The organism is Rhodococcus sp. IEGM 1351 (assembly GCF_030056875.1).
In the GTDB taxonomy this organism is placed as follows: domain Bacteria; phylum Actinomycetota; class Actinomycetes; order Mycobacteriales; family Mycobacteriaceae; genus Rhodococcus_F; species Rhodococcus_F opacus.
On record NZ_JASHKU010000008.1, the window covers coordinates 53,416 to 77,840 of the forward strand.

A 24,425-nucleotide genomic window follows, 5' to 3' on the forward strand; every position below is an offset into this window, starting at 1 on the left:
CATGGCAGTCAATCTGCGTGTATGGCTCGCCTCCGGGGACGAAGTAGGTAAGGATCGAGCCGTGACAACGGTTCTTGCAGTGGCAAATCAGAAGGGTGGGGTCGCGAAGACCACCACGGTCGCTTCTCTCGGCGCAGCCCTCGTGGGGCTGGGCCAGAAGGTTCTGGTGGTGGATCTCGACCCGCAGGGATGCCTGACGTTCTCCCTCGGGCACAACCCAGACCGCCTGGACGCCTCCGTCCACGAGGTGCTGACAGGTGATCTGGCGGCGCAGGAGGCCGTGATCGACACCGAGGACGGTGTCGCTCTCCTGCCTGCGACGATCGACCTCGCGGGTGCGGAAGCGTTGCTGCTCATGCGTCCCGGTCGCGAGTTCGCCCTCAAGCGCGCTCTGGCGCCGCTGCTGGACGACTACGACACGATCATCATCGACTGCCCGCCGTCTCTCGGTGTGCTCACGCTCAACGGGCTCACGGCGGCGCAGTCGGTACTGGTGCCGCTGCAGTGTGAGACGCTCGCCCACCGCGGTGTGGGGCAGTTGCTGCGGACGGTCACCGAGGTACAGCAGATCACCAACCCCGACCTGGTGCTGCTCGGAGCACTGCCGACGCTGTACGACGCACGCACGACGCACAGCCGGGACGTGCTCTCCGACGTGTCCGACCGCTACAACCTGCCGGTTCTCGCTCCGCCGATCCCGCGGACGGTGCGATTCGCGGAGGCCACGGCGTCGGGTGCCACCGTGCTGGCGGGGCGCAAGAACAAGGGTGCCCAGGCGTACCGGGACCTGGCCGAGAACCTCGCCAAGCACTGGGCGGGATCCGAGCTCGCTACGTTTTCGCCTGGAAGTGCCGAGTAAGTTCTTCCGGCGTCGGATTCCACGCGGCGGGCCAATCCTGTTGGCGTAACTGGGCGTCCGTGCCCCCGTCGGCGAAGACGACGCTGCCGCAGAACAGTGTCGAGCCCGGTCCGAGCAGGAACTCGACGAGCGCGGCGATCTCGTCCGGACGTCCGCGCCTGCCCAGCGGCACCGGATAGAAGTCCAGCGCCTTCGCCAGTTCGGGGTCGAGGTCGTCGCCGCTGGTCATCGGCGTGTCGATCATGCCCGGCGCGATCGCGTTGAGTCGTATGCCGTTGCCGATCCACTCCGGCCGTACCGCTTCACGCCGAATCCACCAGGCCAGCGCGAGCTTGGACGCCGGGTACGCCGGGATGGCGGTCACGTGGTCGCCGATGCGCACCGCCTCCGCCTCGTCGCCGTCGAGGCACGCGGTCACCAGATCCTCGGGAATTCCCGGCTGCGTGGTGGTGCTGCTTGACGAGATCACCACCACCGAGGCTCCGCCCGCGCGCTCGAGGGCGGGCTTCAGCGCCGTCACGAGTTCCACGGCCCCGAAGTAGTTGACGGCGACGAGTTTGCCGCCCGGGACGTGCGACAGCGACCCGAGCCCGGCGCAGCAGACGAGACCGTCCACGACGCCGCCGCTCGCCTCGGACACGGCGTCGGCCGCCGCGGCCCGTCCGCCGGGGGTCGACAGGTCGGCGGTCACGTCGGTGTACGCGAGGTCGACTCCGATGACGGTATGACCGGCGGATTCGAGTGTGCGGCGGCTCGCCGCCCCGATGCCCGAGGCGGCGCCGGTGATCACGTAGGTTGCCATGCCGTGAATTAGAACACGTTACAGATCCCCGTGGTGCGGACTTCGGCCTCCGATTCAGCCGTGCCGGAATCCGCGTCGGCATAGTGGGCGCGCAGGCCCGTGACGCCGGGCGCCCGGTCCTGGTGCAGCACGAACCGAGCGTCGTAGTCGCCGCCGTTCTGTGTGCGGAAAGGCAACGGCGCGTCGGTGAACAGGCCGGACAGGCGATCGATCAGCCGCGCCGCGACGCCGGGGTAGTGCTCGGCGGGCAACCGGTCCGCGCTGTCGATCAGAACCGGGGGCACCACCGACATCCCCGTGTACCAGAAGATTCCGTGGTGGATCGGGAACAGGAGTTCGTCCATCTGGCCGTTGATCCCACGCGGGCCCGCACTGTCGGCGCTGCCGCCGAAACTGACGACCGTCATCGCGCGCTTGCCGGCCAGGGTGCCGTCGCCGTACCGCCGGGTGGAGCCGTCCTCGCTGCGCAGTCCGTAGCCGTAACCCTCGACGAAGACCCGGTCGAACCAGCCCTTGAGGATCGCGGGCATGCCGTACCACCACAGCGGGAACTGCACGATCACCGCGTCGGCCCACGCGAGCTTGCGCTGCTCGGCGCGGATGTCGGGGGCCAGGGTGCCCTCGGTCAGGGCCCGGCCCGACCGCGCGCCGACGAGGAGGCGGTGGTGGGGGTCGTGTCCGAAATCGCCAGCCGTCACCACCGGGTTCCATCGCATCTCGTACAGGTCCGATGTCCGGATGTCGTGGCCGGCACCGCGCAGGGCCGCGAGGGCGTCGCCGCGGAGGGCCGCGTTCAGGGACTTCGGCTCGGGATGTGCCGATACCCACAGGATCTTCATGGTTCACCTTCCGCTCGGTCGTCCTGACCCTCCGATCATGGACGCGGGGCTGCGGTCGCGACAGTGGCCGATGAGACGATATGTGAAATAATCGGGCCATGTCCGAATCGAGAGGCGGGCGGACCGGGCGCCGTCATCGCGTGGTCGTGTTCGTGCGCGACGGTCTGCTCCCGATCGAGTTCGGGATCGTCCACCGACTGTTCGGTGAGGCGCGGTCGCGGGACGGCGAGCCGCTGTACGAGGTCCTCACGTGCGCCCTCACCCCCGGCGAGGTCCGGACCGACACCGACGTGACGCTCTCGGTCGAGCACGGTCCGGCGCTGCTCGGCACGGCCGACACCGTCGTGATCCCGGCATCCGATCAGGACTACGACCCTCCGGAGGGCGGACGCCTGCCCCGTCGCCTCGCGGACGCCCTCGCGCACATTCGCCCGGACACGCGGGTGGCATCGATCTGCACGGGCTCGTTCGTCCTCGCGGCGGCCGGCCTGCTCGAGAAACGGCGTGCCACGACGCACTGGAAGTCGGCGGACGCGTTCCGGCGGCTGTACCCCGACGTGCACCTGGACCCCGGCGTGCTCTACACACACGACGGCAGCGTGCTCACCGCCGCCGGCGTCGCATCCGGAATCGATCTGTGCCTGTACATGATTCGTCTCGACCACGGTGCGTCGGTGGCCAACGAGGTGGCACGGGGAACGGTCGTGCCCCCTCATCGCAGCGGCGGTCAGGCGCAGTTCATCACCGAGCCCGTCCCGGAGGCCGACGGTGCGTCCACGGCGCGAGCGCGGGCCCGGGCGCTGTCGCATCTCGATCAACCGCTGTCGCTGCGGGAGCTGGCCGCGTGGGAGTCGATGAGCGTGCGCACGTTCACCCGGCGATTCCGGGCCGAGACCGGGATGTCGCCGACTCAGTGGATTCTCGAACAGCGGATCATCCGTGCCCGCGAACTGCTGGAGAACACCGACCTGCCGGTGGACGGCGTGGCCGCGGCTGCGGGATTCGGCACCGCGACGTCGCTGCGACAGCACCTCTCGCGCACGGTCGGCGTCTCGCCGTCCGCATACCGCGCCACTTTCCGTTGACGGCATGCTCATTCGTCCAAGTGCGGGGGGAGTGCACGGCGCTAACGTCGGGGCCATGACAGTCTCGGATACGCCTCGAAGCAACACCCTGACGATGCGGGCGCAGCCGCTCCTCGCCGTCGACGACGTCGAACGCGCAGGCGAGTGGTACCGGAAGGTCCTGGACGCGCGCAGCGGCCACGGCGGACGGGACTACGAGCAACTCCTCGTCGACGGGCACATGATCCTGCAACTGCACCGGCTCGACGAGGGCCACCACCACGGCACCCTCGGCGACCCTGCGCTCCCGCGGGGAAATGGGGTGGCGATCTGGTTCGAGACCCCCGACTTCGACGGCACCGTCGCGCGGGTGCGGGAGGTAGGTGCCGACGTGGTCACGGACGTGCACGTCAATCCCAATGCGGGACATCGCGAGATCTGGATCCGCGACCTCGACGGCTATCTGGTGGTGTTCGCCGAACCCGGGTGAGGGGCGACCTCAGCGCAGCGCCACGACATCATCGCCGCGTTGCTCGAGCACGATGTCGCCGGCCACCGTCGTGATGATCGGCCCCGCCGCGGCGTCACGCGTCACCGGGATCGTGCGAAGCAACGCGCCGGTCGACAGGTCGAGCACGGCGATGCCGGATTCCACCGGGACCAGCAGGTTTCCGGCCATCACAGCTCCCGGGCCGAGAGCGCCGGGGAAGATCCAGCGCGGTGCGAGATCGGATGCGCCGAGCGACACCACGTCCGTACCGGTCCACCAGGTGACCACCGAACTGCTCGTCGACGTGACGGGATCCGGTCCGACCCGTTGGGAGAGCGCGTATTCGGACACGGCGTTGCCGGTGCCGTCGAACAGGCCGATCCGCGGTCCGTACGACGTGCCCGCGGGGAGGTAGACGGCCGTGGTCTCGCCCGACACCCCGAGGATGCGCGCACCCTCGACACCGGCATCCACCCCCGCCAGGACGCTCGACCCGTACTCCTCGGGCTCCTGATTGTCCTTCGGCGACGGGTTCATGACCGTCAGACGATCGGCCACCTCGCCGGGGCAGCGCTCGAGAACGGACAGCCTGCTGCTGCTCGAACCGACGTCGATCAGCGTGCATCCGGCGCGTGGCTGTTTCTTGGGATTCACGGGCGCGTCCACCCGTCCGTATTCGACGGTGCGGACGAGGTCGGAGCGCCACAATTCCAGCCTGCGGTCGCCGAGGGACGCCACATACGTTCCGTCGGCCTTCAACGTCACCTCGGAATCGGCGTCGCTGCTCCGCTGCGCCAGGCGCTCGCCGGTACCACCGTCGAGTTCGGTGACCTGGGAGCAACCGCGGTCGTCGCGGTAGACGGCCACGACCTTCTCCCACGACGCCGTCACACCGCACAGGTCGAGATCACGCTCGTACCGCCACAGCTCGGTACCCGACATCCGGTCCCGTCCCACGACGTCCCCGCCGTCCGCGGTGACGACCGCACCACCGACGGCGAGGGGTGCGGTGGTGGCGGAACTGGCGGAATCCCAGATCGGGTTCAGCGTCTCCGGAACCGTCAGGGCTGTGACGAGCGCAGGCGGCGGTTCGGCGGCGGTGACCGAGGTGGTGCCCCGGGCATCGCTGCGGAACCACACCACGGTGAGGGCGACCACGACCGCAACGGCGATTGCGGCAGCGACGACGAGATCGGCGCGCGAGCGCCGCTCAGGTGCCAGCACGGTGGCTGTTTACTCCGCGTTCGTCGCGGCGGCGCCGACCTTCGTGGTCCGGCGGCGACGACGCCGGCGGGGCTTGGAGGCACCCTCGCCGTCGGTGTCCCCGCTCGAAGCGGCGGATTCGGGTGCCGTCGGCTCCGGCGACACGGACTTGGGTCCCACGGAGTCCGCGGGGCGGCCACCACGGGTGCGGCGGCGGGTGCGGGTGCGGGCCGGACGCTCCGTGCGCTCGGCCTTCTCGCCCCGCTCGGAATCGGTGTTCTCGCTCTGCTCCGTGCCCGTCTTCTCACTCGGCTCGGATGCGACCTTCTCCACCCGGGGGCGCTTGATCGTGCCGGTCGCGCCGGCCGGGATCGACAGCTCCTCGAACAGGTGCGGGGAGCTGGAGTACGTCTCCGCGGGATCGGGGATGCCGAGGTCGAGAGCCTTGTCGATGAGCTGCCAGCGGGGGATGTCGTCCCAGTCCACCAGCGTCACGGCGATGCCGGTGCGGCCCGCCCGGCCGGTGCGGCCGATCCGGTGGACGTACGTCTTCTCGTCCTCCGGGCACTGGTAGTTGATCACGTGGGTGACGTCGTCGATGTCGATACCGCGGGCCGCGACGTCCGTTGCGACCAGCACGTCGATCTTGCCCGTGCGGAACGCCTTCAGCGCCTTCTCGCGAGCGACCTGATTGAGGTCGCCGTGGACCGAGCCGACGGAGAAACCGCGCTCGGCGAGATCGTCGGCGACCTTCTGGGCGGTGCGCTTGGTGCGGGTGAAGATCATCGTCGCACCGCGGCCGTCGGCCTGCAGCACGCGGGCCACCATCTCCGCCTTGTCGAGTGCGTGCGCCCGGTAGATGTGCTGGCTGGTCCGGTCGTGCACCGCCGAGTCGTCGGCCTGCTCGGCGCGGATGTGCGTCGGCTGGGTGAGGAACGTGCGGGCGAGCGTGATGATCGGACCCGGCATGGTCGCCGAGAACAGCATCGTCTGCCGCTTGTCCGGCACCATTCCGAGGATGCGCTCGATGTCGGGCAGGAAGCCCAGGTCGAGCATCTCGTCGGCCTCGTCGAGGACGAGGACCTCGACCTTGCCCAGGATCAGATGACCCTGGTTGGCGAGGTCGAGCAAACGGCCCGGGGTGCCCACGACGACGTCGGCGCCCTTCTGGAGCGTCGCGATCTGCGTCTCGTAGGGGCGGCCACCGTAGATGGCGAGGACCTCGAGCTTGTTCTTCTCGCCCTTCAGGTACTTCGCGGCGCCCTCGAGGTCCTTCGTGACCTGGATGCACAGCTCGCGGGTGGGGACGATGACCAGCGCGCGGGGAGTGCCGTCGAGTGCGGCCGTCCCGGTGGTGCCACTGGAGATGCGGTGGAGAAGCGGGACGCCGAAACCGAACGTCTTGCCCATGCCCGTGCGGGCCTGACCGATCAGGTCGTCGCCGGCGAGGGCGAGGGGGAGCGTCAGCTCCTGGATTGCGAACGTGCGCTCGATGCCGATCTCGTCGAGAGCGCGGACGATCTCGTCACGAACTCCGAGCTCGGCGAAGGTGGGGGCGACGTGCGTGGAGTCGAGTTGCGCCGACAGCGTGGTCTCGGTTGCGTCGTCTTCATGGTCGACAGTGATCTTGCTCAGGGGACTGGCCTTCCTCGTAGCTGCACGCACGCACGAGGTAAGGGCCAGGCCGCTGGTCGGCCCGATTTCCCAGTCGACGCTCGTCGATGTCCTCTTCCGAGTCGATCCTGCCTCTGCCTCAGCGCAGAAATCGAAGATTTCGGCGAGGCGCGGCTGGGACCGTCGATCAGGTGCGCGCACATTATCGGTGGGAACCGCTGATCGGATCGTGATCGATCATCACTCAAACCGCGTTCTCCGTGGAGGCGAACGTGGTGACGAGCGGTTGCCCATGATCATTGTAGCCGGAGAACGCCCCAGAACCGGTTACGCATGGCAAACATCACTGGCTGACACACTAGGCTGTGGCGCCATGGAGCCCAACACGCCTGCATCCTCTGATTCCACCATTCCCGCTGATCACCCCGGCGTCAGTGAACTCTTCGCGGTCCTCGCGTACGGCGAGATCTCCGCGTTCTACCGGCTGTCCGAGGACGCGCAGATGGCGCGGACCCTGCAGGGCAAAGTGGCGCTCGCCAGCATGGCGGCCGCCGAGATGGGCCACTTCGAGATGCTCGAGAAGGCGCTGACCGCGCGTGGGTTCGACATCTTCGAGGCGATGGATCCGTTCGTCCGCGCCCTGGACAACTACCACGCGTCCACCACCCCGTCGACGTGGCTCGAGGCACTGGTGAAGGCGTACGTCGGTGACGGGATCGCCGCCGACTTCTACCGCGAGATCGGGCACTCGCTGCCCGCCGAGGTCTCGCGGACGGTCGAGGAGGTGCTTTCGCAGACCGGCCACTCGGAATTCGTCGTCCACGAGGTGCAGCAGGCGATCAAGGCCAGCAACCGCGACAAGGACCGCCTCATGCTGTGGGGCAGGCGACTGCTCGGCGAGGCCATCACCCAGGCACAGTTCGTCCTGGCGCAGCGGGAGGCGCTGACCGAACTCGTCATCTCCGCGTCCGGCGACCTCAACGGTGTCGTCGCGCTCTTCGATCGCATGCAGGAGATGCACGCCGAACGCATGGCCGTGCTCGGGCTCGTGTGAGGTGTGACGGCATGTTCGCTCAGGGCACAGCCCGCAGACGCGCACCGGCGGCGGCCGCTGCATTAGCCTTGCCAGGACAGCTGATGTTTCTCGGAGAGTTCGGAGGTTGACCGTGGAGGTCAAGATCGGTGTAATCGACAGCCCGCGTGAGCTCATCGTCAGCAGCGAGCAGACCCCGGACGAGGTCGAGACATTGGTCTCGGACGCCCTCACCGGTGGCGACGGGATCCTGTCTCTGCAGGACGACAAGGGACGCAAGTACCTCGTGCAGTCCAGCAAGATCGCCTACGTGGAGATCGGCCCGTCCGATATCCGCAAGGTCGGATTCGCGCCGACCAAGTGAACACACGAGAAAGGGCCCGCAGTCGACTCGACTGCGGGCCCTTTCTCGTGCACGGTGCTAGCGCTGTTCGGGATGCAGCGGCACGCGGGACAGACCGCCCCACGCGAGCGTGACCGTCGTGTCGACCGCTTCTTCCTTCGGGATCGGGCGCGCCGCCTCGAGCCAGTACCGCGCGGTGAACTGGCTGGCGCCGACCAGGCCGACAGCGAGGATGCGGGCGCGGTAGGGGTCGAGACCGGAGTCGTGGCTGACGAGGTCGAACACGGCGTCGACGCACGCCTCGGTGGCCTGCTCGACGCGGCTCTGCACCTGCGGTTCACCCATGAGGTCCGACTCGAACACGAGCCGGAATCCCTGCGAGTCGTTGTCGACGAAGTCGAAGAACGCCTGCACCGCGGCGCGGACACGCTGCTTGTTGTCCGTGGTCGAGCGCAGTGCCTGCCGGACGCCGGAGATCAGGCTGTCGACATAGCTCTGCAGCACCGCCACGTACAGCTCGAGCTTGCCGGGGAAGTGCTGGTAGAGGACGGGCTTGCTCACACCGGCGCACTCGGCGATCTCGTCCATACCGGCAGCGTGGTATCCGCGTGTGACGAAGACCTCGCTGGCTGCGGCGAGTAGCTGCAGTCGCCGGGCGTCGCGGGGGAGTCGCGTGCTGCGACGGGCCCCGGTGCCCTTTCCGGGGGTGGCATCGCGATCGGAGTTCGTCCGATCCGCGAGTTCAGTCATAGCGCTTCCAATCTGCACAAGTATTCCGCGTCACATTCTGTGTAACTGTGTGAACGATACCCGCGCGTAGTGAACCGTTCATGGTGGACTCGCTGGACTCGCCCGGTCAAGCATATTGCCTGACCGGTAACTGGGACCAGGTAGGGGGCGGGGGCGCCAGGTGATCCGGGTAGCCGCGACGTTGCGGATCGCATCCGCGTGACACGCCGAATGACCTGCGGACGGTGCGCTGGGACGAGGCGGTGCCGGACTGTGAGATTCTGGGCTGCGTGACTGACCGAGGAGGACCGCGTGTTCGCGGCCGGGCTCCCCAGAGCTCCGAGGACGGGGAGCGACGATCGCGCAGCATCGACCAGCGTGACGTCCGTCCCCGCGCTTCGCAGTCGGCACCGAAGGCGCAGTCGCATCAACCGCTCCGCGCGCAATGGGACCCGACCAGCCGCGACGTCGGCAGGCCCCGGAACCCGCGCCCCGAGCGGCAGGCGAGGAAGCAGAGTCGCATCGGCCGGTTCGTCTCCACCTACGGTTGGCGGGCCTACGCGATCCCGATCCTGCTGGTGGTCACGGTTCTCGTCGTGGTCGACGCGGTCCGGGACACCGGCGGTGGCAGCGAGACGACGGCCGAGACCGACACCCCCGGATTCGGCACCCTGTCCCGGGACACCGACGGTTCGAGCGTCATCGGGATCCCGCCGGAGGCCGACGGTAACTTCGCCGCCGAACTTCCCGCGGGCGCGCTGCCCGAGGGAGGTCCGTTCACGGCGGTCGGCGCTGGCACCTGGCACGTGGTTCCTGGAAGCGGGACCAAGGTCGGGCAGGGCACCGAACGCGAATTCACGTACAGCGTCGAGATCGAGGACGGGGTCGACACGTCCGGATTCGGCGGCGACGAGTCGTTCGGGCGGATGGTCGACCAGACGCTGTCGAATCCGAAGAGCTGGACGAAGGACCCGCGGTTCGCGTTCCGCCGCGTCGACCAGGGCGACCCCGACTTCCGGGTGTCGCTGACGTCGCAGATGACCATCCGCGAGGCGTGCGGCTACGACATCCAGCTGGAGGTGTCCTGCTACAACCCCGGAATCGATCGCGTCGTCCTCAACGAGCCGCGCTGGGTGCGCGGTGCCATCGCGTTCCAGGGCGACATCGGGTCGTACCGGCAGTACCAGATCAATCACGAGGTCGGGCACGCCATCGGCTACCAGGACCACCAGCCGTGCGAGACCGAAGGCGGCCTCGCGCCGGTGATGATGCAGCAGACGTTCGGGACGGCCAACAACGACATCGCGCAACTCGACCCCGAGGGAATCGTCCCGATGAACGGTCTGACCTGCCATTTCAATCCGTGGCCGTTCCCGAGGGCGTGAGCCGGGCCCGCCCCGCGCGACTGCCGGCGGGAGGGGAAGAATGGACCCCGTCGGAACGTTGAAGTCAATGCTGTCCGACACATCGGAAGCTGTCGCGCAATCGTCAGGAGTGGACCGTGTCGCTTGACCGTTCTGTGAAGACCACCGAGGCACTGCCGCCACTGGTGGAACCGGACGCCGAACTTTCCCGCGACGAGGTGGCGCGGTACAGCAGGCACCTGATCATCCCGGACGTCGGCATGGCGGGGCAGAAGCGTTTGAAGAACGCGAAGGTCCTCGTCATCGGCGCGGGCGGCCTCGGCTCACCCGCTTTGCTCTATCTTGCGGCGGCCGGTGTCGGGACACTCGGCATCGTCGAGTTCGACGAGGTCGACATGTCGAATCTGCAGCGACAGGTGATCCATGGCCGGTCCGACGTGGGCCGTCCCAAGGCCGAGAGTGCGCGCGACTCGATCCGTGAGATCAACGACAACGTCGACGTCCGGTTGCACGAGTTCCGGCTCGAGCCCGACAACGCCGTCGAATTGTTCGAGCAGTACGACCTGATCCTCGACGGCACCGACAACTTCGCCACCCGGTACCTCGTCAACGATGCCGCCGTCCTCGCGCACAAGCCGTACGTGTGGGGCTCGATCTACCGATTCGAGGGCCAGGCGTCCGTGTTCTGGGAGGACGCGCCGAACGGTCGCGGACTCAACTATCGCGACCTGTACCCGGAGGCGCCCCCGCCGGGCATGGTCCCGTCGTGCGCCGAGGGCGGGGTGCTGGGTGTGCTCTGCGCGTCGATCGGTTCGATCATGGCCACCGAGGCGGTCAAGTTGATCACCGGCATCGGGGAGTCGCTGCTCGGGCGACTGATGGTCTACGACGCACTCGACATGACCTACCGCACCATCACACTGCGCCGGGATCCGGCGCGGACCCCCGTCACCGAACTGATCGACTACGACGCGTTCTGCGGCGTGGTGTCCGACGAGGGGCAGGCGGCGGCGGCCGGTTCGACCATCACGGCCACGGAGCTGCGCGATCTCCTCGACTCCGGCAAGGACATCGAACTGATCGACGTGCGCGAGCCGGTCGAGTGGGACATCGTGCACCTGCCCGGTGCGGTGCTGATCCCGAAGGACCGCATCCTGTCGGGCGAGGCGCTGTCGGAGCTTCCGCAGAACAAGCCGATCGTGCTGCACTGCAAGACCGGGGTCCGGTCGGCGGAGGCGCTGGCCGCGCTGAAGAAGGCCGGCTTCTCCGACGCCACGCATCTGCAGGGCGGCGTGATCGCGTGGGCGAAACAGGTCGACACCAGCCTGCCTGTCTACTGACCTTCGTCGTGGCGTGATTGCCCGTCCCCGGGCCAGCGCGCCTTGCGCTGTCCCCGGCCCACCCGGCGGTAGCGTTGAGTCCGTGAGCACAGGCCAACCCCCTCAACACGTGTGCTCCACGTTCGGCCTCCGGGAAGTCGAGCCCATCCCACTCGGTGCGGACTGGGACGGCGGGTGGCTCTGTGGAGACGTAGTCCTGTCAGCCGTCGCCGACCACGCGCGCGCCGCGTGGTCCGCCAAGGTCCGCGAGACGCTCGAGGTGGACGGGGTGCGGCTTGCGCGTCCCGTGCGGTCCACCGATGGCAGGTATGTGGTGTCCGGGTGGCGCGCCGACACGTTCATCGAGGGCACACCCGAGCCGCGTCACGACGAGGTCGTGTCGATGTCGGGGCGGCTCCACGCCGCGACCTCGCAGCTCGACCGTCCCCGGTTCCTCGTCCAACCCCCGGTCGCGCCGTGGGCGGAGGTCGACGTGTTCGTGGCGGCGGACCGGGCCGCCTGGGAGAAGATCCCGCTGCGCAGCGCGAAGGGTGCCGAACAGCTCGAGACGCCGTCCCCCGACGGTCGCAAGAGCCTGGAACTGATCACCGGGCTCGCGACGCTGCGCAAGCCCGTCACCAGCCCGGACCAGTTGGTGCACGGGGACCTGTTCGGTACCGTCCTGTTCGCCGGTGCCCTCGCGCCCGGGATCACCGACATCACCCCGTACTGGCGTCCCGCGTCGTGGGCGGCGGCGGTGGCCGTGGTGGATGCGATTTCCTGGGGTGGAGCCGACGAGGCCCTCATCGGCCGTTGGGAAGATCTGCCCGAATGGCCGCAGATGCTTCTGCGTGCGGTGCTGTTCAGGCTCGCCGTCCACGTGCTGCACCCCCGCTCGACCGCAGAAGCGTTTCCCGGACTCGCCCGCACGGCCGACGTGGTGCGCCTCCTCCTCTAGGTGAGCAGCTCCGCGAACAGATCGCGGGCGGCCGTGGTCGCGGCGGACTCGTCCCCGTCGATCACCGCCTGGATCAGACGCCCGTGCTCGTCGTGGAACCCCGCGCCGGTCGCGTGCACGTGCCGGTCGACGGTCTGGGCGATCGAGGGCAGTAGCGAGTCGTAGAACTCCAGATACACGGCGTTGTGACTCGCTTCGACGATCGCGCGGTGCAGGCTGATGTCCGCCGCGACGGCGGCCTCCGTGTCGGATTCGGCCCAGCACCGGGAGCGTTCGTCGAGGAGGTTCTGCAGGCGAGCGACGTCGTCCGGGGTGCGGCGCCGGGCGGCGAGGGCGGCGGCGGTGACGTCGAGCGCCTGCCGCAGTTCAGTGACGTCGCGCTCGTGCGCGCCGGCGAAGTACTTGCCGAGTGTGCCCCCGACGTCGGAGGTGGCGACGACGTACGTGCCGGATCCCTGCCGCCGTTCGAGCAGCCCGGTGTGGACGAGCGCCTGCACTGCCTCGCGGACGGTGTTGCGTCCGGTTCCAGTGAGGTCGGACAGCGCGGTCTCGGTGGGGATCCTCTCGCCGACCGCCCACCGACCACTGCAGATCTCGTCGCGCAGCTGCTCGGTGACCTGTGAGATCAGACTCGAACGGCGCACGGGTTTTCCAAAGGTCATCCTGTCATCCTATGATTTATCTCGTGACTCTTCTACGCGGCCGCCTCCTCGTCTTCTGTGCGATCGCCATGTCTGCCCTCGTGCTGAGGCTGGCGGTCACCTCGTTCACCCCGCTGGCCTCGCAGATCCGGGAGGACATCGGGTTCTCACCGACCGTCGTCGGGGTGTTCGGGATGGTGCCGACGGCAATGTTCGCGCTGTTCGGACTGGGAACGCCGCTCATCGCCAAGCGGTGGGGCCTGGAACGGACCGCCCTCGTCGCGATGCTGATGGCCGCGGTCGGCATGCTCACGAGAGCCCTGATGAGCGACACCTGGTCGTTGCTGGCACTGTCGGCGCTCGCGCTGGCCGGCATGGGGATCGGCAACGTGGTGATTCCGCCGCTCGTCAAGCGTTACTTCTCCGACCGGCTGGCCGTGATGAGCTCGGTGTACATCGTCGGCGTGCAGATCGGCACCATCGCGCCAGCCTTCGTGGCCGTCCCGCTCGCCGAGGCCTTCGGCTGGCGGTTGTCGATCGGCGTCTGGGCGCTCCTCGGCTTCGCCGCGGCGGTCCCGTGGATCCTCCTTCTCACCCGCGAACGACGTCGCGCCGTGGTCGTGACGGCGCAACCGCCCGCGGACGTGCCGGCCGACCGTCCCCACGGGAAGGCCTGGCGATCGCCCGTCGGCTGGGGAATGGCGGGCATGTTCGGGATGACGTCGATGATCACGTACTCGATGTTCACCTGGATCCCCGACATCCTGTCCGACGCCGGCGCGAGCGAGGCGTTCGGGGGAGCCATGGTCGGTCTGTTCTCGTTCATGGGTCTCGTCGCGGCGTTCGGGGCCCCCACGCTGTGTGCCCGGATGCGCAACCCGTTCCCGATCGTGATCGGGTGTGCGGTCTGTTACCTCGTGGCCTTCAGTGGACTGCTGCTCGCCCCGATGAGCGCGCCGATCCTGTGGATCGTGCTGCTCGGACTCGGGCCCAGCACGTTCCCGATGTCGCTGACGCTGATCAATCTCCGCACGCGCAGCCACATCGGCTCGGCGACGCTGTCCGGTTTCACCCAGGGAGTGGGTTACGCCGTCGCGTGCCTCGGGCCGTTACTGTTCGGGGTGTTCCACGATGCCTCCGGCGGGTGGACCCTGTCGTTCGGATTCTTGACGTTCGGTGTGGTGATCCTCCTCATCGCAGCGTTCCAGGCGTGCAAGCCGCGCATGCTCGAGGACAGCTGGCACGTCGATTCCGAGCCTGAGGACGCTCTTCGACACGCCTAGGAAACATGCAGGAAACCTCACATCGGCCTGGCTGAAAAGTGAGGATCAGTTGACGTTGTGGTCACCGACCGCAGCACCGCCGCAACACCGGTTTTCTACCTTTGGGTCTCCCACACAACGAGGAGGCCCGGGTGAAGAAGCACTACATCGAGCACTGGGACGCGGAAGACGTCGACGCCTGGGAGGCGGGCGGCAAGGACATCGCCAAGCGGAACCTGATCTGGTCGGTGGTCGCTGAGCACGTCGGCTTCTCCGTCTGGTCGATCTGGTCCGTCATGGTGCTGTTCATGCCGACCGACATCTACGGGATCGACGCGGCGGGCAAGTTCTTCCTCGTCGCGGTCCCGACCCTCGTCGGCTCGATTCTGCGCATCCCGTACACGGTGGCGACGGCCCGTTTCGGCGGCCGCAACTGGACCGTCTTCAGTGCCCTCGTCCTGCTCGTGCCGACGCTGTTCACCCTGTACCTGATGATGAACCCCGGCGCGTCCTACACGACGTTCATCCTCGTGGCCGCACTCGCCGGCGTCGGCGGCGGCAACTTCGCCTCGTCGATGACCAACATCAACGCGTTCTACCCGCAGCGACTCAAGGGCTGGGCACTCGGCCTCAACGCCGGCGGCGGCAACATCGGCGTCCCGATGATCCAGGTGATCGGCCTGCTCGTGATCGCCACCCTGGGTAACACGGAGCCCTGGATCGTCTGCGCCGTCTACCTGGTCTTCATCGCCGTCGCCGCGGTCGGCGCCGCCCTGTTCATGGACAACCTCGGCAACCAGAAGTCCGATCTCCGGTCGATGGCCAAGGCGTTGAAGTTCTCCGACTCGTGGGTCATCAGCTTCCTCTACATCGGCACGTTCGGATCGTTCATCGGCTTCAGCTTCGCGTTCGGCCAGGTCCTGCAGATCAACTTCCTCGCCGGTGGCGCCACCCCCGCCGCGGCCGCGCTGCACGCCGCGCAGATCGCCTTCATCGGACCGCTGCTCGGCTCCATCGCGCGGCCGATGGGCGGCAAGCTCGCCGACCGCATCGGCGGCGGCAAGATCACGCTCTACACGTTCGTCGCCATGGCGCTCGCCGCCGCAGTGCTGGTCACCGCCGGCACCGTCGACGACGGGACGCCCGGCGCGGCCACGGCCGGAGTGCTGGTGGCGTTCGTGTTCGGCTTCATCACCCTCATCCTGCTGTCGGGCATCGGCAACGGCTCGGTCTACAAGATGATTCCGTCGATCTTCGAGGCCAAGGCGCAGGGACTCGAGGGACTGAGCCGGGACGCCAAGGCGGCGTGGTCGCGCGCGATGTCCGGCGCCCTCATCGGGTTCGCGGGCGCCATCGGCGGCCTCGGCGGCGTCGGCATCAACCTGGTGCTGCGCGCGTCCTACGGCGGCACCGCGAAGTCCGCGACCATGGCGTTCTGGGTGTTCCTCGCCTTCTACATCGCCTGCATCTTCGTCACCTGGTTCGTCTTCCTGCGCCGCCCGTCCGTCACTCGTGGGCTCACCGTCTCCGACGGCGACGACGAAAAGGTGTCGGTCTCGGCGTGACCTCACGCAGTACCGCATGAACTCGAGTAATTCAGCTAGAAGGAGCGACGGCATGAGCCGCAAGTCAGCAGTGGTCATCGGGCACGGAATGGTCGGACATCGATTCGTCGAGGCGTTGCGTGCGCGCGACGAGTCGGACGACTGGTCGGTGACGGTGCTCTGCGAGGAGCCCCTCCCCGCGTACGACCGGGTGGGACTGTCCTCCTATGTGGGGGCGTGGGACCCCAAGGAGCTTGCGCTCGCGGGTAACGACTACCCGGACGACGCTCTCGTCGATCTCCGGATCGGCCGCCGGGCCGCGACCATCGATCGGGAGTCCCGCAAGGTCACCACCGATTCGGGTGAGGTCGTCGCGTACGACGCTCTCGTGATGGCCACCGGTTCGTACCCGTTCGTGCCGCCGATCCCCGGGCACGACCGGCCGGAGTGCTTCGTCTACCGCACGCTCGACGACCTCGACGGCATCCGGAAGCGTGCCGACGCGGCCGGACCCGGCGCCGTCGGTGTCGTCGTCGGCGGTGGCCTGCTCGGACTCGAGGCCGCGAACGCCCTCAAGTTGATGGGCATGACACCGCACGTCGTCGAGTTCGCGCCCCGGCTGATGCCGCTGCAGGTGGACGAGGGCGGCGGAGCGCTGCTCGCCAACCTGGTCACCGACCTGGGTCTCACCGTCCACACGGGTGTCGGCACCGCGGGCATCACCGAGGGTCCGGACGGGATCAGCGTCGAACTGTCCGACGGTTCGGTGATCGAGGCCGCGCTGCTGGTGTTCTCCGCGGGTGTGCGGCCGCAGGACCAGCTGGCCCGCGACGCCGGACTCGAGGTCGGCGAGCGGGGCGGGATCATCACGGACCTCGGCTGCCGCACGTCGGACGAGAACATCTACGCGGTCGGCGAGTGCGCCGCGGTGGAGGGACGGTGCTACGGCCTCGTCGCTCCCGGTTACACCACCGCGGAGATCGTCGCGGACCGGTTGCTGGGCGGAGCGGCGGAGTTCCCGGGCGCGGACCTGTCCACCAAGCTCAAGCTGATGGGTGTGGACGTCGCCAGCTTCGGCGACGCGCACGCTCAGACGCCCGGAGCCCTGGAGGTGGTCCTGAGCGACGCCGCCAAGGGCACCTACGCCAAGCTGGTCGTGTCCGACGACGCGAAGACGCTGCTCGGCGGCATCCTCGTCGGCGACGCCTCCGCGTATGCGTCGCTGCGCCCGCTCGTCGGACGTGAGCTGCCGGGCGATCCGGCCTCGCTGATCTCGCCGGCGGGGGAGAAGCCCGGCGCCGGGTCCCTGCCCGACGACGCCGAGGTGTGCTCCTGCAACGGCGTCACCAAGGGTTCGATCTGCGGGGCCATCGCCGACGGTGCCTGCGACATCGCGCAAGTCAAGAGCTGCACCAACGCGGGAACGACGTGCGGCGGCTGCCTGCCGACCATCAAGCAGCTCCTCGCGTCGTCCGGCGTGGTGATGTCCAAGGCGCTGTGCGAGCACTTCGAGCAGTCCCGCGCCGAGCTGTTCGAGATCGTGCAGGCCACCGACACGCGCACGTTCTCCGCGCTGATCTCGAAGTACGGGAAGGGTTCGGGCTGCGACATCTGCAAGCCCGTCGTCGCATCAATCCTCGCGTCCACCGACTCGGACCACATCCTGCACCGCAACCAGGCGGGTCTGCAGGACACGAACGACCACTTCCTGGCCAACATCCAGAAGAACGGCACCTACTCCGTGGTGCCGCGGATGCCCGGCGGCGAATGCACCCCCGAACAGCTCATCGTCATCGGCGAGGTGGCCCGCGACTTCGGCCTCTACACGAAGGTCACCGGCGGTCAGCGCATCGACCTGTTCGGCGCCCGCGTCGAGCAGCTGCCCGCGATCTGGAAGCGTCTCGTCGACGCGGGCATGGAGTCCGGTCAGGCCTACGGCAAGTCGCTGCGCACCGTGAAGAGCTGTGTCGGATCCACCTGGTGCCGATACGGCGTGCAGGACTCCGTCGGTATGGCGGTCGACCTGGAGAACCGGTACCGCGGCCTGCGGTCCCCGCACAAGATCAAGTTCGGTGTCTCGGGCTGCGCCCGCGAATGCGCCGAGGCGCGCGGCAAGGACGTCGGCGTCATCGCCACCGAAAACGGCTGGAACCTGTACGTCGGCGGCAACGGCGGCCAGTCTCCGAAGCACGCCCAGTTGCTCGCCGGTGGGCTCGACGACGAGACCCTGGTCCGGTACATCGACCGGTACCTCATGTTCTACATCCGCACCGCGGATCGTCTCCAGCGCACCGCGCCGTGGGTCGATTCCCTCGAAGGCGGGCTCGACCACCTCAAGGCCGTGGTGTGCGAGGACAGTCTGGGCATCGCCGCCGATCTGGAGGCTGCCATGGCCAAGCACGTTCTGGGATACAAGGACGAGTGGGCGGGCGTGCTCGAGGACCCGGAGAAGCTGTCGCGGTTCGTGTCGTTCGTCAACGCGCCCGAGGAGGCCGATCCGACCGTCTCGTTCGACGACACGGGCGTCCGGAAGGTCCCGGTGTTGATGGGAATGCCGAAATTCGCAGCTTCTACATCGGAGTAATCCCCGCTTAACGCTGCGGAAACACCGACCCCGAACGATGTATCCAAGCACGGATACACACCAGCCCGAAGGAGGACTGTGATGACCGTCGTCGACATGAACGTGCACAGTGCCAGTGGAACCAGGCGTGAAAGCGTCCAGTCAGGCCGTCTCGAATGGACGTCCGCGTGCCCGCTCAGCCAGCTGATTCCCGGTCTCGGGGTGGCGGTGCTGCTGCGGGGCGGGGAGCAGGTCGCACTGTTTCTCCTCGAGGACGGATCACTGCGCGCCGTGGGCAACATCGACCCGTTCGGGCGCGCGGCCGTGATGTCCCGCGGCCTCGTGGGTGACCGGGCCGGCGAGCCCACCGTGGCGTCGCCGCTGCTCAAGCAGGTGTTCTCGCTGGTCGACGGACGCTGCCTCGACGACGAGTCGGTGCGGCTGCCCGTGTACGACGTGCGGGTGTGGGCCGGCGTCGTCCAGGTTCACAGCACGAACGCGTGAACGACGACACGCCGCTGTGCGGGTTCACGATCGGAATCACGGCGTCCCGGCGTGCGGAAGAGTTCGCCACGCTGCTGACGCGGCGCGGTGCCACCGTGGTGCACGCCCCGGCCATCCGCATCATCCCGCTGGCCGACGACACGGAACTCGAGCGCGTCACGCGCCAGATCATCGACAACCCGCCGGAGATCGTCGTCGCGACGACGGGGATCGGCTTCCGCGGCTGGATGGAGGCCGCGGACGGCTGGGGCGAAGCGGAGGAGCTGGGCCGGGCACTGGCCGCGAGCCGCCTGCTGGCCCGCGGACCCAAGGCGAAGGGCGCGATCCGGGCCGCGGACCTGCGGGAAGAGTGGTCACCCGCCTCGGAGTCGTCGGCGGAGGTGCTTGATCACCTGCTCGGTGAGGGCGTCGAAGGCAAGCGCATCGCGGTCCAGTTGCACGGTGCCACCACGGAATGGGAGCCGGTCGCGGACTTCTGCGAGGTGCTCCGCTGTGCGGGCGCCGACGTGATCGCCGTCCCGGTCTACCGGTGGACGCCGCTCGAGGACCAGGCCCCGATGGACCGGATGATCGAACTGATCGCCTCCGGCGGGCTCGACGCGGTCAGCTTCACCAGCGCACCGGCGGTGGCCTCGCTGCTGACCCGCGCCAAGGAGACCGGAATGATCGAGATGGTGCTGCACTCGTTCCGGCACCGAGTTCTCGCGGCCTGCGTGGGACCGGTGACCGCGGGACCGCTGCGCGAACTCGAGGTGCCGACGACGATGCCGGCGCGCTCGCGGCTGGGGGCACTCGCCCGGCACATCGCCGACGAGCTGCCCAGGCGGGCGAACAAGATCCAGACCGCCGGGCACGAATTGAGCATCCGGGGCGGCTGCGTGGTCGTCGACGGCGAGGTGCGGCAGCTGCCCCCCGCTGCGATGTCGCTGATGCGTACGCTCGGCGCCCGGCCCGGCCGGGTCGTCCCCCGGGACGAACTGCTGGCGGCACTGCCCGGTGGCGGCGGCGACACCCACGCCGTCGAGACGGCGGTGGCCAGGCTGCGGGCGTCCCTGGGTGCACCGAAAGCCGTCCAGACGGTGGTCAAGCGGGGATACCGCCTCGCTCTCGACCCCGTCGACTGCGTCGATTCACGTGAGGAGGGACAGCAATGAACGAGACAGCACTGGTACTGGTGGCACACGGCACGCGGAGTCCCCGGGGCGTGGAGATGATCGCCGCGCTCGCCGACGCCGTCGCCGAGCAGGTCGGACCCACCCGGGTCTCCTTCGTGGACGTTCTCGGGCCGTCGCCGGCCGAGGTGCTCCGCGACATCACCGGGCCCGCCGTCGTGGTCCCGGCGTTCCTTGCGTCGGGCTACCACGTCCACACCGATGTTCCGCGGGAAGTCGCGGACAGCGGTCACCCCTCGGTGGCCGTGACCCGGGCGCTGGGACCGGACCCCGTTCTCGCCGAGGTCCTGCTGCGGCGCCTCGTCGACGCGGGCTGGCGGCCCGGCGACGCGGTCGTGCTCGCCGCGGCCGGCTCGTCCGACCCGCGGGCCCTGCGCGACGTCCGGCGCGCCGCGGCGCTGTTGTCGGAACTCGTGGCGTCGCGGGTCCGGATCGGCTACGTGGCGACGGCGCAGCCGCGCGTCCCCGACGTGGTGGTCGGATTGCGTGCGGACGGCGAGAAGCGCGTGTTCGTCGCGTCGTATCTCCTGGCCCACGGACTGTTCCACGCGCGTCTCGCTGATGCCGGTGCGGACGGAGTGGCCGAGCCGCTCGGTGTCGATCCGGCCATCGTCGGCCTCGTGGCGGAGCGCTACCGCAGCGGAATTCCGGCCGCACAGCGCACCCTGTCGTTCCAGCGCTGACCCGTCAGCGCGGGAGCGGCACCAGCTCTGCCAGATCCCCGTCGGCCGCGCCCGCCGGGACCAGCGCCAGCGCTTCGCGGTCGATGAGGCCTGCGAGATGCGCGGTCCGGACTCCGGGGTCGACGCGCCACGTGCCGTCCGGTTGCGGGACGGCGGGCAGGATCCGGGTGGCGTCGCCACTGACCTCGGACGCATTCGCGATACGCGCCAGCTGACGCGGTGCCGGAGTGCGACCCGTGAGTGCGGCCGCGATGGACGGAACCGTGGTCAGGAGCGTCGCGACCGCGGCGTACGGGTTTCCGGGCAGCCCGAGCACCACCCGTCCGTCCGGCAAAAGGGCGGTCACCTGCGAACCGCCGGGGCGGCACCGCACCCTCCCCACCACGATCCGGGCCTCCGCCCGGTCGAGCGCCGCACGCAACTGGTCGGCCGCGCCGCCGCCGGTCGCCCCGACGATCACGATCAGGTCGGGCTGGCGGACTTCCCGGAACAGTTCGTCGAAGCTGTCGGACGTGTCCCGTAGGTGCGTGTCCGCGACCGTCCGGATGCCGCACCACAAGAGGAACTGGGGGAGAACGGGTCCCAGGGCGTCCCGCGTCTGCCCTCGTCGCAGCGGACCTTCCCGCCGGATCTCGTCTCCCGTCACCACCACGTGCGCGCGGACGGGGCCGCGGACCCCCGCGGTGGTCACCTCCGCGCTCGCGGCGGCGGAGACGAGTGCGGGCGTGACGGCCGTGCCCTCCACGGCGAGCCGGTACCCCTCGTGCCAGTCCTCGCCGCGTCGTCGCGCGTCGTCGCGCACGGGGGCGTCCTGGCTGCGGGACAGTCGCGGTCCCTCGGAAGTGTCTGTCGCCACGGCGAATTCGTCCCGCACGACGGCGGTGGCGCCGCTGGGGAGGTGCGCACCCGTTGCGATCCGGGCCGCCTCGCCCTCCGCCAGCTCGAGTTCCTCGGAGCTTCCCGCGTACCGGATGTCACCGCGCAGCAGCCACGGACCGTCGCCCGCGACGGCGTATCCGTCCATGGCGGAGACGGCGATGCGCGGCAGAGCCTCGGCGGCGAGCAGCGGCTCGGCGAGGGTGGCGCCGAGCGATGTGCCGAGCGCCGCGGACCGCGGTGGGAGCGGGAGGACCGCGGTCAGGATCGCGTCCCTGGCCTCGGCGATCGTGACCGGCGCCGCCGCGGCCCTGCTCCGGGCCCGCTCGACGTCCGCCGGTGTGTCGCAGTCGGTGACCCCGCGGAAGAGGACCGTGTCGAACGTGTCCGGAACGAGCGCCTTCATGGGCTGATTGACCGCCGACCCGAGCGAGCGCACGCGCTCGGTCAACGCACCGACGCGCCACGCGGACAACAGGAACTGCAGGCGGCCCGACTCGTCGACCGCGAACACGGTGTCGGCGTCCTGCACGGCGGCGGCGAGGGCCTCCACCATCGCGGGTTCCGCGAACGGCAGGTCCGACGCGAGCAGTATCACCCGGTCTCCCGGTTCGGCGTCGAGGACCGCCAGTCCGGCGGCCACCCCCGCGACCGGCCCGGCGCCCGGTGGCGTCTCCTGCGTCTGGAGCACCGTCGAATCGAGGTCGGCGCGCCGTGGTCCCACGACCACGATGCGTTCACAGTCGTCGACGGCGTCGAGCGCGGTGTCGAGCATCCGGCGTCCGCCGACCACCACGGCCGGCTTGTCGACGCCGCCCATCCGAGTGGCTCGTCCACCGGCGAGGACGATCGCGTGAACGGGTGCGGCAGAGTTCATTCCCTCATGCTGCCGCACATCCTCAGTCGCTGTGCAGGTGGCTGCGCGGGGGTCCGGCGAGCCCGGACCGTCCGCCGTGCGCCGTGCTGACGCAGAGCCAGGCCACCGACGCCAGGCTGAGGGTCAAGAGGATTCCAATTACCAGCATGTATCGATTGTCGGTGCAAAGTGGACCGCGATTTCCAGTCCTCTGTGGGAAAGTGGCCTGTATGAGTGTGGAACCAGTCCGAACCGTCTCGGCAGCCGAGTTGGCGGTGCTGCTCGGTGCGGCGCCCACTGGCGGGCAACCGCTGTACCGCGGGCTCGCCGACGCCCTCCGCGAGAAGGTCGCCGACGGATCGATGGCCGTGGGAGTCCGGCTGCCCGCCGAACGGGCCCTTGCGGAGGAACTCCGGCTCAGCCGGGTGACCGTCAGTGCCGCGTATCGGGAACTGCGCGAGGCCGGTTGGGCGTCGGCGCGACACGGATCGGGCACATTCGTGGCGATGCCGTCGGGTCCGCCGGCGTGGGGGAGCATGGTGGGTGCGCCGGTGGACGGTGTCGTCGACCTCGTCAACGCCGCGCCGGCCGCCGCCCCCGAACTCAGGGAGGCCTATCTGGACGCCGTCGACGAGCTGCCCCGTTTCATGCCCCAGCACGGATACCACCCCGGCGGGCTGGCGACGCTCCGCGCGGCGATAGCAGGCCATTACACGAGCCGGGGTCGCCCGACCACCGCGGACCAGATCCTCGTCACCGGCGGCGCGGGCGATGCCACCGAAGTGGTGTTCGAGGCTCTGGTCGAGGCGGGCGACCGGGTCCTGGTCGAACATCCGACCTATCCCGGCGCGGTCGAGTCCGTGCAGGCCGCCGGCGGCAGGCCTGTTCCGGTGCCGATCGATGCGACCGACCCGGACGCGTTCGTGGCCGAGGCGGACCGGGCTGCGCGGCAGAGCGCCCCGACGGTGGCGTACCTGATGCCGGACTTCTCCAATCCGTCGGGAGCCAGGGCGACTCCCGACGGCAGGCGGCGGCTGGCCGCGACCCTGGCCCGCCACGGCGTGGTGACCGTCGTCGACGAGGTGGCGGCGGAACTCGTGCTGGACGGCTCGGACGACCTCGAGCCGTTCGGCGTCCCTGTCCCGGAATCGGCGACCGTGGCGATCGGCAGCCTCAGCAAGACCGTGTGGGGAGGTATCCGCATCGGCTGGGTGCGCGCCGAGGCCGCCCGCACCGCGCAGATGGCCAAGATCATGGCGCGCAGGCAATTGTCGGTCTCGGTGCTGGATCAGCTTGCTGCCGTGCGCTTGTTCGCCTGGCACGACCGTCTGGTCGCGCAGCGCCGCCGTGACCTCCTGGTGCAGCGGGACGCGCTCGCGGCGGCCGTCGACGAGCAGTTGCCCGGGTGGGACTACGTGCTGCCCGCCGGGGGTCTGTCCCTGTGGTGCACGCTCCCCGGCGGAACGAGTTCGACGGAACTCGGCGCTGCAGCACGGTCGAGGGGCTTGCTGCTGGCTCCCGGGCCCCGATTCGGCACCGGCCATCTTTTCGACGACCACCAGCGGTTACCCTTCACGCGGCCGGTGTCCGAGCTGACTGCGGCCGTGAATATCCTTGCCACCCTGGTCGTGTCCGGCGACGCCTCGATGTCCGCGACGCCGACGCTCGTCGTGTGACGTGCGGGTGTTCGACGGCGAAAGTACCTGT

Annotated in this window: 23 protein-coding genes; 15 read left to right on the plus strand and 8 right to left on the minus strand. The window is 69.1% G+C overall.

The genetic code is table 11. The annotated features are described in order from the left end of the window. Window positions 1-61: 61 nt before the first annotated feature. Window positions 62-859, plus strand: a complete 798-nt coding sequence (locus tag QM806_RS15715) for a ParA family protein (RefSeq protein WP_005562521.1) — start codon at window positions 62-64, stop codon at window positions 857-859. Here the strand turns inward: QM806_RS15715 and QM806_RS15720 are convergent. After that, window positions 831-1,661, minus strand: coding sequence for an SDR family oxidoreductase (locus QM806_RS15720; RefSeq protein ID WP_133986527.1), 831 nt, complete (start codon window positions 1,659-1,661; stop codon window positions 831-833). The genes QM806_RS15715 and QM806_RS15720 overlap by 29 nt on opposite strands. An 8-nt stretch (window positions 1,662-1,669) precedes the next feature. After that, window positions 1,670-2,500 (minus strand): NAD(P)H-dependent oxidoreductase, encoded by an 831-nt coding sequence (locus tag QM806_RS15725; RefSeq protein ID WP_133986528.1) that lies wholly within the window; start codon window positions 2,498-2,500, stop codon window positions 1,670-1,672. 98 nt (window positions 2,501-2,598) lie between these two features. Here QM806_RS15725 and QM806_RS15730 point away from each other — a divergent pair, with 98 nt between their 5' ends. Beyond that, the gene (locus QM806_RS15730; RefSeq protein ID WP_054247388.1) at window positions 2,599-3,585 is read left to right on the plus strand and encodes a GlxA family transcriptional regulator; all 987 of its coding nucleotides are present in this window, start codon (window positions 2,599-2,601) and stop codon (window positions 3,583-3,585) included. Between the two features lie 55 nt (window positions 3,586-3,640). Beyond that, the gene (locus tag QM806_RS15735; RefSeq protein WP_043787750.1) at window positions 3,641-4,054 is read left to right on the plus strand and encodes a VOC family protein; all 414 of its coding nucleotides are present in this window, start codon (window positions 3,641-3,643) and stop codon (window positions 4,052-4,054) included. A gap of 9 nt (window positions 4,055-4,063) precedes the next feature. Here QM806_RS15735 and QM806_RS15740 read toward each other — a convergent pair whose 3' ends face one another. Together QM806_RS15740 and QM806_RS15745 are read right to left on the minus strand one after the other, a co-directional pair. Continuing rightward, window positions 4,064-5,278, minus strand: a complete 1,215-nt coding sequence (locus QM806_RS15740) for an Rv3212 family protein (protein ID WP_005562512.1) — start codon at window positions 5,276-5,278, stop codon at window positions 4,064-4,066. Window positions 5,279-5,287: 9 nt separating this feature from the next. Then, window positions 5,288-6,922 (minus strand): DEAD/DEAH box helicase, encoded by a 1,635-nt coding sequence (locus QM806_RS15745; RefSeq protein WP_005562510.1) that lies wholly within the window; start codon window positions 6,920-6,922, stop codon window positions 5,288-5,290. A gap of 322 nt (window positions 6,923-7,244) precedes the next feature. Here QM806_RS15745 and QM806_RS15750 point away from each other — a divergent pair, with 322 nt between their 5' ends. Beyond that, on the plus strand, window positions 7,245-7,925 hold the full coding sequence (locus tag QM806_RS15750; RefSeq protein ID WP_005240122.1) for a ferritin-like fold-containing protein: 681 nt from the start codon (window positions 7,245-7,247) through the stop codon (window positions 7,923-7,925). Window positions 7,926-8,037: 112 nt separating this feature from the next. After that, window positions 8,038-8,268: a DUF3107 domain-containing protein gene (locus QM806_RS15755; RefSeq protein ID WP_005259708.1), complete on the plus strand. Its 231-nt coding sequence runs from the start codon at window positions 8,038-8,040 to the stop codon at window positions 8,266-8,268. Window positions 8,269-8,325: 57 nt separating this feature from the next. On the opposite strand, the gene fasR is transcribed toward QM806_RS15755, so the two are convergent. After that, a complete protein-coding gene (gene fasR / locus QM806_RS15760) occupies window positions 8,326-8,997 on the minus strand; it encodes an HTH-type transcriptional activator FasR (RefSeq protein ID WP_005259707.1) in 672 nt (223 codons plus the stop codon). Window positions 8,998-9,221: 224 nt separating this feature from the next. Here fasR and QM806_RS15765 point away from each other — a divergent pair, with 224 nt between their 5' ends. The 3 genes from QM806_RS15765 to QM806_RS15775 all read left to right on the plus strand — a co-directional run bounded on the left by QM806_RS15765 (window position 9,222) and on the right by QM806_RS15775 (window position 12,617). Further along, a complete protein-coding gene (locus QM806_RS15765; RefSeq protein WP_005562509.1) occupies window positions 9,222-10,361 on the plus strand; it encodes a DUF3152 domain-containing protein in 1,140 nt (379 codons plus the stop codon). A 134-nt stretch (window positions 10,362-10,495) separates the two neighbouring features. Beyond that, on the plus strand, window positions 10,496-11,680 hold the full coding sequence (gene moeZ, locus QM806_RS15770) for an adenylyltransferase/sulfurtransferase MoeZ (protein ID WP_005240132.1): 1,185 nt from the start codon (window positions 10,496-10,498) through the stop codon (window positions 11,678-11,680). A gap of 82 nt (window positions 11,681-11,762) precedes the next feature. After that, window positions 11,763-12,617, plus strand: coding sequence for a TIGR02569 family protein (locus QM806_RS15775; protein ID WP_005562508.1), 855 nt, complete (start codon window positions 11,763-11,765; stop codon window positions 12,615-12,617). On the opposite strand, the gene QM806_RS15780 is transcribed toward QM806_RS15775, so the two are convergent. Continuing rightward, window positions 12,614-13,279: a FadR/GntR family transcriptional regulator gene (locus tag QM806_RS15780; protein ID WP_037204681.1), complete on the minus strand. Its 666-nt coding sequence runs from the start codon at window positions 13,277-13,279 to the stop codon at window positions 12,614-12,616. The two genes, QM806_RS15775 and QM806_RS15780, sit on opposite strands and share 4 nt — an antisense overlap. An 11-nt stretch (window positions 13,280-13,290) precedes the next feature. On the opposite strand from QM806_RS15780, the gene QM806_RS15785 reads away from it, so the two are divergent. From QM806_RS15785 to QM806_RS15810, 6 genes are all read left to right on the plus strand, one after another. Continuing rightward, complete coding sequence (locus tag QM806_RS15785; protein ID WP_120659291.1) at window positions 13,291-14,541, plus strand: CynX/NimT family MFS transporter; 1,251 nt, start codon at window positions 13,291-13,293, stop codon at window positions 14,539-14,541. A gap of 131 nt (window positions 14,542-14,672) precedes the next feature. After that, window positions 14,673-16,085: an MFS transporter gene (locus tag QM806_RS15790; protein ID WP_064080766.1), complete on the plus strand. Its 1,413-nt coding sequence runs from the start codon at window positions 14,673-14,675 to the stop codon at window positions 16,083-16,085. Between the two features lie 52 nt (window positions 16,086-16,137). Continuing rightward, a complete protein-coding gene (gene nirB, locus QM806_RS15795; protein WP_005574157.1) occupies window positions 16,138-18,648 on the plus strand; it encodes a nitrite reductase large subunit NirB in 2,511 nt (836 codons plus the stop codon). An 81-nt stretch (window positions 18,649-18,729) separates the two neighbouring features. Next, complete coding sequence (nirD, locus tag QM806_RS15800) at window positions 18,730-19,131, plus strand: nitrite reductase small subunit NirD (RefSeq protein ID WP_005574158.1); 402 nt, start codon at window positions 18,730-18,732, stop codon at window positions 19,129-19,131. After that, window positions 19,128-20,285 carry a uroporphyrinogen-III synthase gene (locus QM806_RS15805; protein ID WP_054247393.1) on the plus strand — a complete coding sequence of 386 codons (1,158 nt, stop codon included), beginning with the start codon at window positions 19,128-19,130 and terminating at the stop codon, window positions 20,283-20,285. Before nirD ends, QM806_RS15805 begins: the two co-directional genes overlap by 4 nt. Continuing rightward, window positions 20,282-20,986: a sirohydrochlorin chelatase gene (locus tag QM806_RS15810; RefSeq protein ID WP_064080765.1), complete on the plus strand. Its 705-nt coding sequence runs from the start codon at window positions 20,282-20,284 to the stop codon at window positions 20,984-20,986. The genes QM806_RS15805 and QM806_RS15810 overlap by 4 nt, the downstream gene beginning before the upstream one ends. 4 nt (window positions 20,987-20,990) lie before the next feature. Here the strand turns inward: QM806_RS15810 and QM806_RS15815 are convergent, their stop codons facing one another. Continuing rightward, complete coding sequence (locus tag QM806_RS15815; protein ID WP_283291997.1) at window positions 20,991-22,739, minus strand: NTP transferase domain-containing protein; 1,749 nt, start codon at window positions 22,737-22,739, stop codon at window positions 20,991-20,993. A gap of 22 nt (window positions 22,740-22,761) precedes the next feature. After that, window positions 22,762-22,887 carry a hypothetical protein gene (locus QM806_RS15820; RefSeq protein ID WP_257226324.1) on the minus strand — a complete coding sequence of 42 codons (126 nt, stop codon included), beginning with the start codon at window positions 22,885-22,887 and terminating at the stop codon, window positions 22,762-22,764. 61 nt (window positions 22,888-22,948) lie between these two features. Between QM806_RS15820 and yczR the strand changes: the two genes are divergently transcribed. Beyond that, window positions 22,949-24,394: a MocR-like transcription factor YczR gene (gene yczR, locus QM806_RS15825; protein WP_133986530.1), complete on the plus strand. Its 1,446-nt coding sequence runs from the start codon at window positions 22,949-22,951 to the stop codon at window positions 24,392-24,394. The last annotated feature ends 31 nt before the right edge of the window (window positions 24,395-24,425 follow it).

Bases quoted from the DNA above. Each gene is read 5' to 3' on its own strand.
- QM806_RS15720 (WP_133986527.1), bottom strand. From the start codon at position 1,661: ATGGCAACCTACGTGATCACCGGCGCCGCCTCGGGCATCGGGGCGGCG.
- QM806_RS15725 (WP_133986528.1), bottom strand. From the start codon at position 2,500: ATGAAGATCCTGTGGGTATCGGCACATCCCGAGCCGAAGTCCCTGAAC.
- QM806_RS15730 (WP_054247388.1), top strand. From the start codon at position 2,599: ATGTCCGAATCGAGAGGCGGGCGGACCGGGCGCCGTCATCGCGTGGTC.
- QM806_RS15735 (WP_043787750.1), top strand. From the start codon at position 3,641: ATGACAGTCTCGGATACGCCTCGAAGCAACACCCTGACGATGCGGGCG.
- QM806_RS15750 (WP_005240122.1), top strand. From the start codon at position 7,245: ATGGAGCCCAACACGCCTGCATCCTCTGATTCCACCATTCCCGCTGAT.
- fasR (WP_005259707.1), bottom strand. From the start codon at position 8,997: ATGACTGAACTCGCGGATCGGACGAACTCCGATCGCGATGCCACCCCC.
- QM806_RS15780 (WP_037204681.1), bottom strand. From the start codon at position 13,279: ATGACCTTTGGAAAACCCGTGCGCCGTTCGAGTCTGATCTCACAGGTC.
- QM806_RS15785 (WP_120659291.1), top strand. From the start codon at position 13,291: ATGATTTATCTCGTGACTCTTCTACGCGGCCGCCTCCTCGTCTTCTGT.
- nirB (WP_005574157.1), top strand. From the start codon at position 16,138: ATGAGCCGCAAGTCAGCAGTGGTCATCGGGCACGGAATGGTCGGACAT.
- nirD (WP_005574158.1), top strand. From the start codon at position 18,730: ATGACCGTCGTCGACATGAACGTGCACAGTGCCAGTGGAACCAGGCGT.
- QM806_RS15810 (WP_064080765.1), top strand. From the start codon at position 20,282: ATGAACGAGACAGCACTGGTACTGGTGGCACACGGCACGCGGAGTCCC.
- QM806_RS15815 (WP_283291997.1), bottom strand. From the start codon at position 22,739: ATGAACTCTGCCGCACCCGTTCACGCGATCGTCCTCGCCGGTGGACGA.
- QM806_RS15820 (WP_257226324.1), bottom strand. From the start codon at position 22,887: ATGCTGGTAATTGGAATCCTCTTGACCCTCAGCCTGGCGTCGGTGGCC.
- yczR (WP_133986530.1), top strand. From the start codon at position 22,949: ATGAGTGTGGAACCAGTCCGAACCGTCTCGGCAGCCGAGTTGGCGGTG.